Annotated in this window: 15 protein-coding genes; all 15 read left to right on the top strand. The window is 32.6% G+C overall.

The genetic code is table 11. The features are described from left to right. Window positions 1-212: 212 nt before the first annotated feature. Window positions 213-2,030: a polysaccharide biosynthesis protein gene (locus LG336_RS26055; protein ID WP_404330378.1), complete on the top strand. Its 1,818-nt coding sequence runs from the start codon at window positions 213-215 to the stop codon at window positions 2,028-2,030. A 221-nt stretch (window positions 2,031-2,251) separates the two neighbouring features. Beyond that, complete coding sequence (locus LG336_RS26050; protein WP_404330377.1) at window positions 2,252-2,671, top strand: type IV pilin protein; 420 nt, start codon at window positions 2,252-2,254, stop codon at window positions 2,669-2,671. 1,286 nt (window positions 2,672-3,957) lie between these two features. Next, window positions 3,958-4,638, top strand: a complete 681-nt coding sequence (locus LG336_RS26045) for a PIG-L deacetylase family protein (RefSeq protein ID WP_075983040.1) — start codon at window positions 3,958-3,960, stop codon at window positions 4,636-4,638. A 22-nt stretch (window positions 4,639-4,660) separates the two neighbouring features. After that, window positions 4,661-5,482, top strand: coding sequence for a formyltransferase family protein (locus LG336_RS26040; protein WP_404330376.1), 822 nt, complete (start codon window positions 4,661-4,663; stop codon window positions 5,480-5,482). Between the two features lie 2 nt (window positions 5,483-5,484). Continuing rightward, on the top strand, window positions 5,485-6,144 hold the full coding sequence (locus LG336_RS26035; RefSeq protein WP_404330375.1) for a sugar transferase: 660 nt from the start codon (window positions 5,485-5,487) through the stop codon (window positions 6,142-6,144). Further along, complete coding sequence (locus LG336_RS26030; protein WP_404330374.1) at window positions 6,141-7,013, top strand: NAD-dependent epimerase/dehydratase family protein; 873 nt, start codon at window positions 6,141-6,143, stop codon at window positions 7,011-7,013. Before LG336_RS26035 ends, LG336_RS26030 begins: the two co-directional genes overlap by 4 nt. Before the next feature lie 5 nt (window positions 7,014-7,018). Continuing rightward, the gene (locus LG336_RS26025; protein WP_404330373.1) at window positions 7,019-8,254 is read left to right on the top strand and encodes a glycosyltransferase family 4 protein; all 1,236 of its coding nucleotides are present in this window, start codon (window positions 7,019-7,021) and stop codon (window positions 8,252-8,254) included. 4 nt (window positions 8,255-8,258) lie between these two features. Continuing rightward, window positions 8,259-9,296, top strand: coding sequence for a polysaccharide biosynthesis protein (locus tag LG336_RS26020; RefSeq protein WP_404330372.1), 1,038 nt, complete (start codon window positions 8,259-8,261; stop codon window positions 9,294-9,296). 17 nt (window positions 9,297-9,313) lie between these two features. Beyond that, window positions 9,314-10,438: a hypothetical protein gene (locus LG336_RS26015; protein WP_404330371.1), complete on the top strand. Its 1,125-nt coding sequence runs from the start codon at window positions 9,314-9,316 to the stop codon at window positions 10,436-10,438. 3 nt (window positions 10,439-10,441) lie between these two features. Continuing rightward, a complete protein-coding gene (locus LG336_RS26010; protein ID WP_404330370.1) occupies window positions 10,442-11,671 on the top strand; it encodes a hypothetical protein in 1,230 nt (409 codons plus the stop codon). 11 nt (window positions 11,672-11,682) lie between these two features. Continuing rightward, entirely contained in the window at window positions 11,683-12,939 is a 1,257-nt protein-coding gene (locus tag LG336_RS26005; RefSeq protein ID WP_404330369.1) for a glycosyltransferase, read from the top strand. Window positions 12,940-12,967: 28 nt separating this feature from the next. Next, window positions 12,968-14,077 carry a capsular polysaccharide biosynthesis protein CapF gene (locus LG336_RS26000; RefSeq protein ID WP_404330368.1) on the top strand — a complete coding sequence of 370 codons (1,110 nt, stop codon included), beginning with the start codon at window positions 12,968-12,970 and terminating at the stop codon, window positions 14,075-14,077. 3 nt (window positions 14,078-14,080) lie between these two features. After that, entirely contained in the window at window positions 14,081-15,208 is a 1,128-nt protein-coding gene (wecB, locus tag LG336_RS25995; protein ID WP_404330367.1) for a non-hydrolyzing UDP-N-acetylglucosamine 2-epimerase, read from the top strand. An 88-nt stretch (window positions 15,209-15,296) separates the two neighbouring features. Next, on the top strand, window positions 15,297-16,370 hold the full coding sequence (locus LG336_RS25990; RefSeq protein ID WP_404330366.1) for a glycosyltransferase family 2 protein: 1,074 nt from the start codon (window positions 15,297-15,299) through the stop codon (window positions 16,368-16,370). A 111-nt stretch (window positions 16,371-16,481) separates the two neighbouring features. Then, window positions 16,482-17,594, top strand: a complete 1,113-nt coding sequence (locus tag LG336_RS25985; RefSeq protein ID WP_404330365.1) for a glycosyltransferase — start codon at window positions 16,482-16,484, stop codon at window positions 17,592-17,594. Window positions 17,595-17,637: the final 43 nt, after the last annotated feature.

Genomic DNA, 17,637 nt, shown 5'->3' with positions numbered 1-17,637 from the left:
GAGAGCATGATGTGAGGGTGGGTTCGATGCCCATTATTTAAATAAACTAAATGATAAATATCTAATGAAAGCGTATGTCAGCATCTACATGGATTTTCATTAGGTATTTATCCGATAAGTTCAACTCGTATTTAGTGATGAGCCATTGCTAGATGAAGTTGGACTTTCTTTATGAGCAGAACTTACTTAATAAGAGAAGAGGAGGAGCATGGGTGAGCTATCGTAATCGCGTTACGTTTTTGGCAGGATTAGATACATTGATTGTGCTTACAGCCATTTATTTTAGTTATGTACTACTTCATCCATCGGTTGAGGTTAGATTTGAAAGTCTATTATGGAGTGTTCTTGTTTTATTAGGCCTTCATCATTTATTTGCCTCCATTTTTCAACTGTATAACAAGGCATGGGAGTATGCGAGTATTGGGGAAATACTTATTATTGTTAAAGCTGTAACATTCTCGATTCTCGGGACAGCGATTTTTCAATACATGATGGATATCCCGATTTTTGGGCGTGTTTTGTTCACGACTTGGACTTTGCATGTTATCTTAATTGGTGGTTCGCGTTTTGCATGGCGGATGTATCGTGACCGTTATATGAAAAAGAAGCAGGATATGGAAAATGTCTTGATCATTGGGGCCGGTCAAGGTGGTACTCTTGTAGCTAGGCAACTGTTAAACAATCCAGAGCTAGGCTTACGCCCAGCGGCTTTTATTGATGATGACTTTCGTAAGTATAAACTACAGATCCTCGATATTCCGGTTGTCGGGACTTCGAAGGGGATTGTCGATGCCGTTGAAAAGTACAAGATTGAGAGAATTGTCATTGCGATTCCTTCATTAAGTAGAAAAGAGATTAATCGGATTTTTGATGAGTGTTCGAAGACAAAGCTAAAAACGCAGATCATGCCAAATATTGAGGATGTTATGCTCGGGAATGTACCAGTCAGTCAGTTCCGTGATGTTGAGGTAGAGGACTTATTGGGACGGGAGCCGATTAAGCTTGATATTGAAGGAATTTCAGAGTATGTGTCTGGGAAAACCGTGCTTGTTACCGGTGCTGGGGGATCGATTGGTTCGGAGATTTGTCGACAGATTTGTTTGTTTGAACCTGCGAAACTTGTTTTGGTTGGGCATGGGGAGAATAGTATTTATTCGATTGATATGGAGTTAAGGAATCTCTATCGAGATTCTATACAGATTATCCCTGTTATTGGGGATATCCAAGATAGAGAGCGGATGTTTGAGGTGATGGAGCAACATATGCCTGATGTTGTTTATCATGCGGCAGCTCATAAGCATGTGCCTTTGATGGAGTATAATCCAAGGGAAGCTGTTAAGAATAATGTTTTTGGGACTCGGAATGTTGCGGGGGCTGCTCACACATTTGGAGTTAAGAACTTCGTTCTTATATCTTCTGATAAAGCCGTAAACCCAACTAATGTTATGGGGTCTACGAAGCGAATTGCGGAGATGGTGATTCAGCAGTTGGCGGAGACTAGTGAGACGAAGTTTGTTGCGGTGAGATTTGGGAATGTGCTTGGGAGTCGTGGGAGCGTGATTCCGTTGTTTAAGAAGCAGATTCAGGCTGGTGGTCCGGTTACAGTTACACATCCTGATATGACGCGGTATTTTATGACGATTCCGGAAGCCTCGCGGCTTGTGATTCAGGCAGGTTCGCTTGCTCGTGGTGGGGAGATTTTTGTGCTTGATATGGGTGAGCCTGTTAAGATTGTTGATTTGGCGAAGAACCTTATAACCCTTTCGGGTTATTCTGTTGAGGAGATTGGGATTTCTTTTTCGGGTCTTCGTCCTGGGGAGAAGATGTTTGAGGAGTTATTGAATGAGAAGGAGATTCATTCTGAGCCGATTTTTCCAAAGATTTTTATTGGGAAGGCGTTGCATGAGCAGGATGAGGAGGTTGAATACTTACTTAAAAACTTTGAAGACTTATCTGAGGGTGAGTTGAAGGAGTTTGTGGTTAATCTTGCTAATAGGCGGGAAAACCTTCGGTTTCTTGTTGCGAAGTGAGTTTTTATGAACTGATGCTTTTAATTAATTGACTAAATTAGAATGAGCAGCTAGGTTGTTTGACTTTATAACTATTTCTTTAATAAAAACCTTTCGGTTTTTTATTGGGGATTATACAGGGATTGTTAGATTATGGCTATGTATGCATTGCATGGTGTTTAACTTATAGGTTCACTGACCATATTGGATATTAAATTACGAAAATATCTGAGGTGAATGAATTGTTAAGTAATGATGAATCGATACGGGGTTTGGTCGAGAAGTGCTTAGGTGTTGAGAAAGTTAAACTTGATTCAAAAGGTTTTACATTGGTCGAATTGTTAGCTGTGCTTGTTATTCTTGGTATACTTGCTGGAATTGCGATACCCTCGGTATTTCGTTTGATTGAAAAGGCAGAAGCTGATGCATGTCATGTGAGTACTGCGGAAATTGATCGGATGTATGAGACATATTTGGCAATAGAGAGTATTGATCATACAGATATGAGATTTTCTCAGTTTTTAAAGGATCATGTTGAGAACACGGGCTCCAATCATGGTGAGATTAGCTATGTTGAAGGACGAGTTCAGTGTAGTATTCATTCAAATGCTGAGGAACATGAGTATGAACAAGAGGACGACGAAGAGGTTCCGTTTTTATAACCCATTAATGTTGGTTGGAGGGGTTACTTCTAACCAACATTCATTTTGGGATTGAATTTGGGATGGGAAGTCAGAATGGTTAAGAGATAACCACTGTATGTTGTGTTAAATCCAGCGGAAAATCACAAAATTATACAATATATGGGATTTATCTATGTAACATAGTACTATTTTGTCAGTATATAAAGATAAAATGGTTAAAATCGGGTTTTTTGACTTTGAAAAACGTTGATTTGACGGGCTTTTTGGCAACCTAAAATATGGAAAAATATTGAATGGAGTTAAGGAAGTCAGAATGGTCAATAGACAATTACAATATGTTGTGTTGAAATCAGTGAGAAATCACAAAAATATACAATATATGGGGTTTATCTATATAACATAGTACCATTTTGTTAGTATATAAAGATAAAATGGCTAAAATTGGGTGTTTTGATTTTGGAAAACGTTGATTTGACAGGCTTTTTGACACCCTAAAATATGGGAAAATATTGAATGGAGTTAAGGAAGTCAGAATGGTCAATAGACAATTACAATATGTTGTGTTGAAATCAGTGAGAAATCACAAAAATATACAATATATGGGGTTTATCTATATAACATAGTACCATTTTGTTAGTATATAAAGATAAAATGGCTAAAATTGGGTGTTTTGATTTTGGAAAACGTTGATTTGACAGGCTTTTTGACACCCTAAAATATGGGAAAATATTGAATGGAGTTAAGGAAGTCAGAATGGTCAATAGACAATTACAATATGTTGTGTTGAAATCAGTGAGAAATCACAAAAATATACAATATATGGGGTTTATCTATATAACATAGTACCATTTTGTTAGTATATAAAGATAAAATGGCTAAAATTGGGTGTTTTGATTTTGGAAAACGTTGATTTGACAGGCTTTTTGACACCCTAAAATATGGGAAAATATTGAATGGAGTTAAGGAACTGACTATCGTAATCAGATAAGATGCTAGAAGCCTTGCGGGATAAGGGTTTGAGGCGATTTTAGTGAGAATTATAGATTGATTGAATGGTTTATATAATAGGAAGAAACTCGGTTAAGAGCGATTAATTAGTGAATATCTATTTCGTATTTGTTAGGTAGATTGAATAGAAATTACGAGGTGGCTATCAGTAGTAGATAACAATTTTAGTAGTTTAGTAGTTGATTGGAATAGAGAATAACAGATTCTAATTAAGTCCTAACCAACTAAAAAGCCAATAAAGAGTTTAATTATAGATTATAAGAGTTGAGAATAAAAAACAAGTGAGGTTAAATCATATGTCATATTTAGTTGTTGTTGCACATCCAGATGATGAGGTTTTAGGGGCAGGCGCTACAATGTATAAGCTTGCTCAAGAAGGACATTCAGTAAATGTCTGCATTTTATCTGGAGAAGTGAATGCAAGAAATTTCCGCCCTACTACCGATGAGCTTAATGAAGATGTGAACAACTCTATGAATATATTAGGTGTTGATAGAGTGATAACTGGTAACTTTCCAAATATAGAGTTTAATAATGCTGGTCATTTAAAACTTGTTCAGTTTATTGAAGCGGCAATTCTAGAAACAAATGCTGATGTTGTATTTACTCATCATCCAGCTGACTTAAATAATGATCACCTACACACTTCTATGGCGTGCCAAGCCGCAGTTAGGTTATTCCAAAGAAGAAATGATGTAGCACCTCTTAAAGAACTACTTTTCATGGAAGTGCCATCCTCTACTGAATGGGGATTAAATAAAGCCATGAATCAATTTTCACCTAATACATTTATTGAAGTTGGTGAGTTGAGTGTGGATAAAAAAATTGAGGCTCTTGCTCAATATCGTGGAGTTATGAGAGATTATCCTCATCCTAGAAGTAAAGAAGCAATCAAAGGACTAGCAGCTTACCGTGGTGGACAATCAGGAATGGTTTATGCAGAAGCCTTTGAGAGTGTATTTAGACGCGGATTCTAGAAAGTAGAGAGGATGGTATACGTTGAAGAAGAGAATTGCATTTGCAACTTGTGTTCAATTAGGGCTAAGTTGTATTGAAGAAATATATCGTATTGGTGGAAATCTAGATTTACTCATTACGCTTAAAGATGAAAAAGCGAAGAATAAGTCTGGAAGAATCTATTTGGATGATATTGCAGATGAAAACAATGCACCTCTATTGAAGATTGATAATATCAACGATCAAGAGGTTCTTTCTGCTTTAAAGGAATATCAGATCGATTGGTTGTTTATTATTGGTTGGTCACAAATTGCTAAGAAAGATGTACTTGAAACACCGACTTATGGCTGTATTGGTATGCATCCTACTTTATTACCAATCGGTAGAGGAAGAGCGGCGATACCATGGGCAATTATCAAGGGGTTAGAAGAAACTGGTGTAACTATGTTTAAGTTGGATGAAGGTGTTGATACCGGTGATATTATCGGTCAAGGGGTTATTAAATTAGATCAGAATACTACAGCAACTCAACTTTATCAAAAAGTTGATGATATGCACATTACATTAATTTCAAAGCACTGGGAAGATATCGTTAATAACAATATTACACTTACGAAACAAAATGAAGTAGAAGCTACAGAATGGCCTGGAAGAAAGCCTGAAGATGGCGAAGTTTTAAACAGTATGACTATGGATGAAGCAGATAAGTTAGTAAGGGCAGTTACACATCCCTATCCAGGTGCCTTTTACAAAGATGGGGATAAATCATATAGAATTTGGTCTGCTAAAACAAATAAAAATGACGGGTCTATAAAACTAATTGATGGGTATTTAATTCCTATCGATTATGAGGTCGAGAGTTAGTTATGGAGGATAAGAAATTTCAAAAATTAATTAAACGTATATTTGATGTTGTTGTTTCGTTAGTAGTTCTTATTCCTTTTCTTCCAATATGGGTATTAATTGCAATTTTAATTAGAGTTACTTCTCCTGGGCCAGTGTTTTTCTTACAAGATAGACCGGGATTAAATAAGAAAATCTTTAAGGTCTATAAATTTCGAACGATGAGACCAGGTTCAGAAAAAATGGTTAAAGGTCAAGAAGTAATGAAAGACGATGACCGTATCACGGCCATTGGAAAGTTTCTTAGAAGAAGTAAGCTAGATGAAATACCTCAAGTATTAAATGTATTAAAAGGTGAAATGAGCCTTGTTGGTCCAAGACCCGAACGAGTAGCATCCCTTGCTGATTATACGGATGAAATTTCAAAAAGGCTTAATATGAATCCAGGTATGACAGGATTAGCTCAAGTAAGTGGTAATATATATCTTTCTTTAGGAGACCGGTATAAGTTTGATGTTTATTATGTAGAGCATTATAGCTTGTTACTTGATCTAAAAATAATTATTAGGACTGTTGGTGTTGTGTTATTTGGCGAAAATAGATATGTTAACAAGTATTTGGTAGATATTAATTTAGGATTTGCGGAAGTAGCATCTACTAATGAGGAGAAGATTTTGAAATGAAAAAGATACTTATAACAGGAATTAATAGTTATATAGGTACTTCATTTAAAAAATGGGTTTCACAATATCCTGATAAGTATTCTGTAGATTTTATTAGTATAAGAGATGACCAATGGAAGGAAAGGTCATTCTCTGGATATGATGTCATTTTTCATACAGCAGCAATTGTCCATGTAAAAGAAAACGATACAGCTAAGTGTTTTAAAATAAATAGAGATTTAACTGTAGACCTAGCTAAGAAAGCCAAAAAAGAAGGTGTTAAGCAATTCATATTTACAAGTACTATGGGGGTTTATGGCACTGAAACAGGCTATATTACTAAAGATACTGAGCCATTTCCAAAGACCCCTTATGCGCAGTCAAAATATGAAGCTGAACAGTTATTATTAGAAATCAATTCTAGTGATTTTAATGTGGCAATTCTACGTCCACCGATTGTATATGGAAGGGGATGTCCTGGGAACTATGCTAGGCTAGCGAAGTTGGCTGTAATGCTACCAATTTTTCCGGATATAAATAACGAGCGAAGCATGATATACATTGATAATCTATCTGAATTTATAAGGATAATAATTAATAATAGCCAAGGTGGTATATATTTTCCTCAAAATAAGGATTATGTGAATACTACTGATTTAGTAAGGCTTATCGCAAAGACTCAAGGGAAAGACGTTAAGACATCAAAGATTTTTAACTGGGCTGTTGCAATAGGCATTAAACTGTCAGGGACTTTGAGGAAGGTATTTGGATCGTTTGTTTATGATTTAGAAATCTCAGGAAGTCCTGGCGCTGAAAAAATTTGTGAAAAAATAGACTATGAGGTTGTTTCATTCGAAGAGTCAATTATATTTACTGAAGGTAGGGAGTAAATGTAATGAAAAAGAAGAAAGATATTTTATTTTTATGTCAGTACTTTTATCCTGAATATGTTTCCTCTGCTACACTACCATTTGACACTGCGTTGGCTCTTAGTAAATCTGGGTTTACTGTTGAGGCGATGTCTGGATATCCCAAAGAGTACAATCAAATTGATGAAGTACCAATGACAGAGACAAATGGGAATATTAAGATAAAGAGATTAAAATATATTCAACTTAAGCGTACAAACTTTATTGGTAGATTAATAAACTATTTCTCATTTACATTTTCAGTTGCTTTACGATTTTGGCAACTAAGAAAATATAAAGCAATTATTGTTTATTCAAATCCACCAGTTCTACCGTTAATTGCAGCGCTTGCTAAAAAATTATTTAATACAAAGGTAATCTTTGTTAGTTATGATGTGTACCCTGAAATGGCATATATTACAAACACTATTTCAGAGGATAGTATTATAAGTAAAATGATGAAAATTGTTAATAAAAGTATTTTTAAGCATGTAAATAAAGTAGTGGCTTTATCAAATGAAATGAAAGCTTACCTACTTAAACATAGAAAATCGTTATCTGAGCAGCAAATTGAAGTAATTCCTAATTGGTATGAGGATAAGGGATTGTCAAATGAAGTGGAGTCATCTAAAAATACACTATTCAGTTCAATTAAAAAAGATGGAAACCTTGTTGTGTCTTATTTTGGCAATATGGGGATATGTCAAGATCTAGATACTATTGCTGATGCAATAAGGGAACTAAAAGATGATAATAGAATTCAGTTTGTTTTTGCTGGACACGGAAATAAGATGCAAACACTAAAAAATATTGTAGAAACAGAGAATCTAAACAATGTGACCATCTTTGATTTCTTACACGGGCAAGATTTCCAAGATGCACTCAATATCAGTGATTGTTTCATCGTAAGCTTAGCAGATGGCTTAACTGGACTAGCTGTACCCAGCAAAACTTATAGTTATATGATGGCTGGTAAACCGGTAATTGCAATTATGGGGAAGGAATCCGATATTGCTCAAGATTTAACAAAAAATAATGCTGGCTATTCGATGGAGGTAGGAGAGAGCTCTAAACTTGTGAGTGCTATAAAAGAACTATGGGAAGATAAAGTTAAACTTAACTATATGGGAGAGAATTGTAGGAAAGTTTTCCTTGAAAAATATACAAAGGATCATTGTACACAACAATATGTCAAAATGATTCAAAAAATACTGGAGGGTTAAAATTATGTTTAAGAATAAAACATTATTAATTACAGGTGGTACGGGTTCTTTTGGAAATGCTGTAATGAAAAGATTTCTAGATACAGATATAAGAGAAATTCGCATTTTCTCACGTGATGAGAAAAAACAGGATGACATGAGGAAATTATACAAAAATGATAAACTTAAGTTTTATCTTGGCGATGTAAGGGACCTAGCAAGTGTTAAAAATGCTATGCATGGTGTTGATTATATCTTTCATGCTGCTGCATTAAAACAAGTTCCATCATGTGAGTTTTTTCCTCTTGAGGCTGTTAAAACTAATATTATAGGTACAGACAATGTTTTAACCGCTGCAATTGAGTACGGAGTTAAAAAGGCTATTTGTCTTTCAACAGATAAAGCAGCATATCCCATCAACGCAATGGGAATATCAAAAGCGATGATGGAAAAAGTATTTGTTGCAAAATCAAAAACTGTTGACCCGAGTAGGACACTAATTTGTGGAACTAGATATGGCAATGTGATGGCCTCACGTGGATCGGTTATACCTTTATTTATTGAACAAATTAAAAGTGGTCAGCCTTTAACAGTAACGGATCCTAATATGACAAGATTTCTTATGAGTTTAGAAGAAGCGGTAGAATTAGTAGTGTTTGCATTTCATAATGCTGAGGCAGGAGATATTATGGTTCAAAAATCCCCGGCCAGCACTATTGGAGACCTTGCTCAAGCTGTAAAAGAGTTATTTAATGCAGACAACGAAATAAAAATTATTGGAACCCGCCATGGTGAAAAGCGTTACGAAACTCTTCTTACCAAAGAGGAATATGTAAAGGCAGAAGATTTACCCGGTTTCTATAGAGTTCCTGCAGACCAAAGAGACTTAAACTATGACAAATACTTCGCTGAAGGAGATCAAAAGCTTACAAACGTAAATGAATATAACTCAGATAATACTGAGATTCTCACCGTAGAACAAATAAAAGGGAAATTATTAGAGTTGGACTATGTAAGAAAAGAACTTGAACTATGGAGTGAACGCACTTTAACGATAAGCTAACTGGAGTGAAGTGGAAAATGAAAGTTTTGATAATCGGTTTTAGTAAACTAGGATATATGCCCTACCTAAATTTTTACCTTAATAATATAACTGAAAAAGAAAATGAAATTCATGTTATATACTGGAATAGAGATGAAAAAGAAGATATTAATCTGCCTTATGAATTAAGGTATCACGAATTTAAGTTATTTCAAGAGGATGAAGTTGCAAAGGCAAAAAAGGTAAAGAGTTTCATAAAATACCGATATTTTGTAAAAAATATTTTAGACAATGAGCAGTTTGATCTTATAATTGGCCTAACAACTATACCTTGTATCCTATTATATGATGTTTTGATAAAAGACTATAACAAAAGATATATTTTAGATTACCGGGATGTAACTTATGAAAATATAAAATTTTATAAAAAAATGCTCCATAAGCTTGTAGACAATTCAGTAGCAACATTTGTTAGTTCTAATGCCTTTAGGGACTATTTACCCGCTAACAAGAATATTTATACTACACATAATATAATCTTAGATTCGTTAACTAATAGAAGTATTAGAAAAGAAAAATTAAGAAAAAGGGAACCTATTCGTATTAGATACTGGGGGTTTATTAGACATGAAAGAATTAATAAGGCCATTATCAGTAGAATTGCTAATGATGGAAGATTTGAGCTGCACTATCACGGCAGAGAACAAGAAACAGCTCAAAATCTAAAAGAGTTCTGTAGAATAAATGATGTACAAAATGTTCATTTTCATGGTGAATATAAACCTAATGATAGATATAAATTTGCAGAAGAGACCGATATAATACACAATCTGTTTGATAATGATAAGACGATGCAATCGGCAATGGCAAATAAATTCTATGATGCAATCGCACTATATATACCTCAATTGTGTAATCGTGGATCTTTTATGGGAGAACAAGTTGAAAAGAATAAAGTTGGATTCGAATGTAACCCTTATAATCAGGATTTTGCAGATAACTTATATAACTACTATAATTCTATATCTTGGGACATCTTTGAACAAAAATGTAATCACCTGTTAAGTAAAATAATGGTTGAATATAATAATGGGATAAATGTACTTAATAACATTTTCATGCCTATGATTCAATCCGGAAAAATAAACAATAGGATGAAATAATAAATGATTAATATTGACAGTAAAGTAGTAAAAGTTTATTCAGTCTTAATTGCGTTACTACCGATAATATCAATTTATTCCTCTGGAATACCTGGAGTTAATCTTGGGGAAATACTTTTGATAGCCTTCCTTGCATATTCTGTATTGTTAAATCGAAGAGTAGTATTTAATCCAAAACATTTTAATTCAATCATTTTATTTGGATGGTTTATTGTAATGACAACCTTAATAGCTATGTTCTTTGATTCAAGTCAAATTGCTGATGTTTTTGTTCGTACTGTAAGATTTACCTTTTATCTTCTAATAATTTATTATTTATCTAAAAAATATTTTAGTATAGATTATACAAGTAAAATTATTAAAAATGTATCTATTTTAGCAACTATATATATATTAATTCAAAACATTAGTTATAACTATTTTGGAATAATTCTTAAGGGTTTTTTACCATTTATACCAGTTTATACATCACATTATGAAACGTATGATTATGCTTCAATATATAACATGCTTTTTTATAGGCCAACATCATTTTTTTTAGAACCTGCACACTACAGTCAGTATGCTCTTATTGGATTAGTAGTATTATTGTACAAAGAAAAGTTTAACATGAAGAATATTATATCTTCTATATTCTTAACTACTGGTATTTTAATTTCAACATCTGGACAAGGCTTAATTTTGGCTGCATTTTTGTGGGTGCTCTATGCTGTTTATATATTATTTAGCAATACCCTATCAAAACAAAAAAGATTATTTGGAATGATCTTTCCTATTCTTTTATTAGTAATTTTACCATTTATATTACAAAGTGATGTTGTACAAAATAATATATCACGAATATTAGCTAGTGGAACTGGCACAGCTTTTGCTGCAAGAGCTGAAGGATATTTTGCTTTTGGATTAAAGGATAATATTTTCACTTTGTTTTTTGGAGCTGGTTTTGGGAATACCCCGGAAGGAATTTGGTATTCAAGTTTAGCCTATTTATTATATTGTACGGGAATAATAGGTCTGGTATTTTTTGTTGGAATACTATTAATGTTTTATATTAACGCGAAGAACTTATATACTAAAATGTTAATTATTTTATGTTTTGGGCTATCAGCATCGGCAGAAATTATTCATAGTTTCTGGGTTGTACTAATACTTTCTCTTATCTGTTATTCAAACCATAATGTTAAAATCAAAGTCAGAGACAATAATTCCATCCAATTAAACGTTAGTCGCTAAGGAGGGTAGCTATGAAAAAGGTACTAGTTTTAGTAGGCGAACACATGTCAGCTAATGGGATTTGTGCAGATGCGGTAATGCAAGAACTAAAATCTAACGGATGTGAGGTTGACCTAATAACTAATCAAGAGTATCAGGTTCCTAAATTCGAAAAAAATAATGGAATAAAAATTAAAAGAATTAAACCTCGTTTAACATATCGAATGGATTCGTGGTGCACTAATAATAAAGTACCTATGTCTAGGATTTTAAGTAAGATATCATATTTACTAAATAAAGCAAAATTATTTATAAGTATTCCTACATGGCCTTTGGTTTCCCCTCTTTATTCTTATAGATTTTATAAGGCTGCCAAAAGTGCTTATATTCGAAATGAATATGATTGTATAATATCAGTCTATACACAAATAGATACTGTGATTGCAGGATATTTAATTAAAAGAAAATATCCTAATGTGAAATTTGTACCCTATTTTCTTGATTCACTATCAGGAGGGATTGGGCCTAAAATTTTTTCGAGAAATTGGACAATTAGAAGAGGGATGAAGTGGGAGAGGCGGTTACTAAAATATGCGGATAAAATAATTATGATGGAATCAAGCCGAAAACACCATGAAGTCTTCAGTAAATCAGAATCATATTTCCCACGAATAAAGTTTCTTGATATTCCTTTACTAACCCAAAAGCATGAGGTAGAGGGCACTTCTGAAATCTTGGAAAAAGACAAAATAAATTTGGTATACGTTGGTTCTCTACCACACCATATACGTAACCCCCAATATTTACTAGAGATATTTAAAAGACTAAGAATTAAAGATTGTGTACTTACTATAATAGGTACAAGTACATGTAATAATATGTTGGAAAATTACCAAAATGAATCTAAAAAAAATAAAATAGTAATTATAAATAAAATTCCCCATGAGGAAGCTCTAAAAGTATTGAAAAATGCTGACGTATTAATAAATATTGGAAATAATATTAATTCAATGGTACCTAGTAAGATATTTGAATACATGTCGATTGGAAAACCAATAATATCAACTTATCCTATTGAAGATGAACCAAGTAAAAAATATTTGAAAGATTACCCCCTTTCTCTACTAGTGAAAGAGGATTGGAATTGGATTGATAAAAATGTAGTTAAAGTTGAAAACTTTATAAAAGATTCTAGAAACCATAGAGTGGCGACAGAAGATTTAATGGTAAAGATGTATAGAAATACACCCCAGTCTTTTGTAGAAGAAATAAAAAAAGTATTCAGATAGTTTTTGTAATAGAAAGGTGGGTTTGAGTATGAAAATACTAGTTACTGGGGCCAACGGCTTTATTGGAAAGAACCTAATTTCAGAATTAAGAAATAATAACTATCACGATATCCTTGAATATAGTAGAAAATCGGAACCTTATTTACTAAATGAATACTGTAGGGAAGCAGATTTTATTTTTCATTTAGCTGGAGTAAACAGACCAATAGATGAAGATGAATTTATGGATGGCAATTTTGGTTTTACTTCTCAATTACTAGAATTATTAAAGAAACATGATAATAAAGCTCCTGTTCTTATTACTTCTTCAATTCAAGCAGAAAAGGACAACCCTTATGGAAGGAGTAAGAAGGCTGGAGAGGACTTATTATTCAATTATTATTATGAGACTGATGTCAAAGTTTATGTATATCGACTACCAAATTTATTTGGTAAGTGGAGTAAACCTAATTATAATACAGTGGTGGCTACATTTTGCCATAATATAGCAAGAGGCTTGGGCATTCAGATAAATAATCCAGATGCAGAACTTAATCTTTGTTATATAGATGATGTATTAGAAGAGTTTTTAAAAGCTTTAGAAGGAAATCCAACTATGCAGGATGATTTCTGTGTTGTACCTGTAACACATAGTATTAAACTTGGAGATTTAGCGGATCTTATAAAGAGTTTTAAAGAAAGTAGAATAAATTTGAATATTCCTAATATGGAAGATGAACTAACTAAGAAACTTTATAGTACTTATTTAAGCTTTTTACCAGAGGATCAATTTTCTTATGATCTTAAAATGAATTGTGATCACAGAGGTTCCTTTACAGAATTTATCAGAACACCTGAAAGAGGACAGGTTTCGGTGAATGTGTCAAAACCTGGGATTACAAAAGGTAATCATTGGCATCATACTAAAAATGAAAAATTCTTAGTTGTTAGTGGAGAAGGTGTAATTCGTTTTAGAAGGATAGATTCTGATGAAATTATTGAATATAGGGTAAGTGGAGAAAAGTTACAAGTTGTAGATATTCCTACTGGATATACACACTCAATTGTAAACGTAGGAGATAGTGATTTAGTAACAGTAATGTGGGCAAATGAATGCTTTAATCCGGAAAAGCCGGACACTTATTTCGTGGAGGTATAATTAATGAAGAAATTAAAAGTCATGACAGTCGTTGGTACTAGACCAGAGATTATAAGATTGTCAGCTGTCATTAATAAATTAGAAGAATCAAATGCAATTGAGCATACACTTGTTCATACAGGGCAAAATTATGATTATGAATTAAATGAAGTTTTCTTTAAAGATTTTAATTTGAAAAAACCAGACTATTTTCTTAATGCAGCTACTGGGACGGCAATTGAAACGGTAGGAAAAATACTTATTAAAATTGACCCTATTTTAGAAGAGGTTAAACCGGATGCATTTTTAGTACTAGGCGACACTAATAGCTGCTTATGTGCGATTGCTGCAAAGAGAAGATATATTCCTATTTTCCATATGGAAGCAGGTAATAGATGTTTTGACCAAAGAGTACCAGAAGAGACGAACAGAAAAATCGTCGACCATACCGCAGATATCAATTTAACTTATAGTGATATTGCAAGAGAATATCTTTTAAGAGAAGGGTTGCCAGCGGATCGAATTATTAAAACGGGTAGCCCAATGTATGAAGTGCTAAATTCTAGAAAAGATGATATTGAAAATTCAGATGTGTTAGAGAGATTGGAACTTGAGAAAGGAAACTACTTTGTTGTATCAGCTCATAGAGAAGAAAATATTAATTCAGAAACTAATTTTCTGAATATGGTTGATAGCTTAAATGCAATAGCAGAAAAATATAATATGCCTGTTATTGTAAGTACTCATCCTAGAACTAGAAAGATGATTGAAGCTAAAGGAGTAGAATTTAATCCTTTAGTGAAAACGATGAAGCCTTTAGGGTTTAATGATTATAATAAGTTACAGTTAAATTCAAAAGCGGTATTAAGTGATAGTGGCACGATAAGTGAAGAGTCTTCTATACTTGGATTTAGAGCTCTTAACATTAGACAAGCTCATGAAAGACCAGAGGCTATGGAAGAAGCATCGGTAATGATGGTTGGGCTAGGAAAGGAAAGAATATTACAAGGACTTGAAGTAATTGAGAGTCAGAATAAAGAAACTTTAAAACTAGTAAAAGATTATAGCATGCCCAATGTTTCTGAAAAGGTACTAAGGATAATTATTTCTTATACCGATTATGTGAATAGAGTTGTTTGGGCTAAAAAGTAATTAATTTTTACACAAAAAGTAGTACCTTGCCTTTTTAGCTAGACTGATATGTCTAGCTAAAAAATTTTGGTAGAAAGGAAAGTATATAATGAATACACCTTTAGTATCTGTAGTTGTACCAATTTATAATGCTGAAAGGTATTTGAACAAATGTATTGATAGTATTATTAATCAAACATACAGTAACATAGAAATAATTTTAGTTAATGATGGATCTTCTGATTCTTCTTTGGAAATATGTAGTAGTTATGAGAGTGATAACCGGGTAAAACTAATAAATAAGAAAAACGAAGGATTAAGCAGTGCAAGACAAACCGGAATTGACGCAGCAAGTGGAGATTATTTATGTACAGTAGATTCGGATGATTATATTAATAATGATTTTATAGAAAAAATGACTTGGAAAATATCCAAGGAGAGTTCGGATATTTGTGTATGTGAAACAAGAGTGTATTCTGAAGATCATCCTAAATATGTAAGGTATTTTCGAATTAACGAAAAGGCCTATGATACTGTACAAATTACTAAAGATAGTGTTGAACAACACTATGCTGAACTAGCACAGACGTATTATATGAGTGATTCTTGGAATAAAATTTATAGATTGGACTTTATTAGAAATTCTGGAGTAAGGTTTTCTTTAAAGAAAAGTTTTAATGGTACGGATTTATTATTTAATCATTTATTGCTGCTGCATTTACCTAAGGTTTCGGTTGTAAATGAGGCGCTTTATAATTATCAAGTTCTTGAAAATTCAAGAGTAAGGCGTAAAGATAAGCAACTACAAAAGGGTTTTATGATAATTTTCAATAATATTATTGAAGAAGTTCGTAAACTAGGGTATTCTGATTCAATATTTCTAGAGATAAGTAAATTATATGTAACCATGTTAGATTATGCAGCGAGTGATTTGTTTAATTCTACTTCAAAATATAATGTATTAAAGACCAAGTTTGAGGAGTTTTGTATATTAAACAAAGAATTCTTACATGAAAATAACAAGTTAGTTATAGACCCTGAACAAATGAGAACCCTATCCTTACGAACTTTTTGTGTCTTGCTGATAAAGCGCAATAAGAGTTCGTTATTTTTATATTTAAATCTTAGACAAAAATTGTTTCGTTTGATTTGGGTACTAAAGGGTGTGAGTTTTGCCCATTAACAAATCACGAGAATATAAATTTATGATATTAAATTTGTACTATGTCTTTCTGAGATGAAAAAAATGGTGCATAAAGGAGTAGAAAAATCATTATGGATCGGAGGGAATCTTTTGAAAAAAAAACTGTTAATTTATATGTATAATTTAGCTGGTGGTGGTGCAGAGCGCACAATAGTGAACATTATTAATAATATTAATAAAAGTGAATTTGAAGTAGTTTTAGTAATTGGATCAAATAATAAAAATGATTACTTATATTTAGTTAATAATGATATTAAATTAATCTTCTTACATTCAGAAAAACGTAGGCAGATAATCTTTAAACTAAATAAAATTATAAAAAAGGAAAAACCAGATTTATTATTTAGTACTTTAAATACAAATAACATTGTTTTACTTTTGGCGAAATTATTCTCTTTTAAAAAAATTCCAACCATTGTAAGAGAAGCAAATAATAGAACACAGTCTGGTTCTGTTACTATTAAAAATAAAATTATTACTTCTCTTTTATATAATCTCTGTTCTCACATAATAATATCCCTTTCAAAAGGAGTGCAAGATGATCTAATAAAAAACTTTAAAATTAAAGAAAATAGAATAGAGGTTATTTATAATCCTGTTGATATTACCAATATTAATCTACTTAAAGATGAAGTAGTGTCTGATTTAGACTTTATTAAAGATGAAAAGTTAATAGTTGCAGTAGGGAAATTAGGCGAACAAAAGGATTACCCAACATTATTAAAAGCATTTGAAATTGTACAAAGAGAATACCATACTAATCTTTTAATTATTGGCAAGGGTGCTGATGAATATAAACTAAAAGGTTTATGCAAAGAATTACGCATAGAAAAAAAGGTCCATTTTATGGGGTTTAAAGATAATCCTTATAAATATATGAAGAAAGCAGATGTATTTGTTTTGACCTCAAAGTGGGAAGGGTTTGGCCATGTAATAGTTGAAGCAATGACTGTAGGAACACCGGTAGTTGCTACAAATTGCAATTCAGGACCTGGGGAAATAATCGATAAAAATAAATATGGAGTACTAGTACCAGTTGAAGATCATAAAACAATAGCTGAAAAAATCATCGAGTTGCTGAATGATGAAAAAAGAAGAGAACATTTTACTAAAGCGGGATTGCGAAGATCTAATATATTTGATGTAAAAAATATAGTCAAACAGTATGAAGATGTATTTTTAAGTTTAATAAAAAAGCAGTAAATATTATATCTAATGAAGACTAACATTATTGTCGATATAAAGG

It is taken from the genome of Mesobacillus maritimus, from assembly GCF_044803185.1.
GTDB classification, from domain to species: Bacteria; Bacillota; Bacilli; order Bacillales; family Cytobacillaceae; genus Mesobacillus_B; species Mesobacillus_B maritimus_B.
This window is presented reverse-complemented; position numbering and strand designations above follow the sequence as displayed.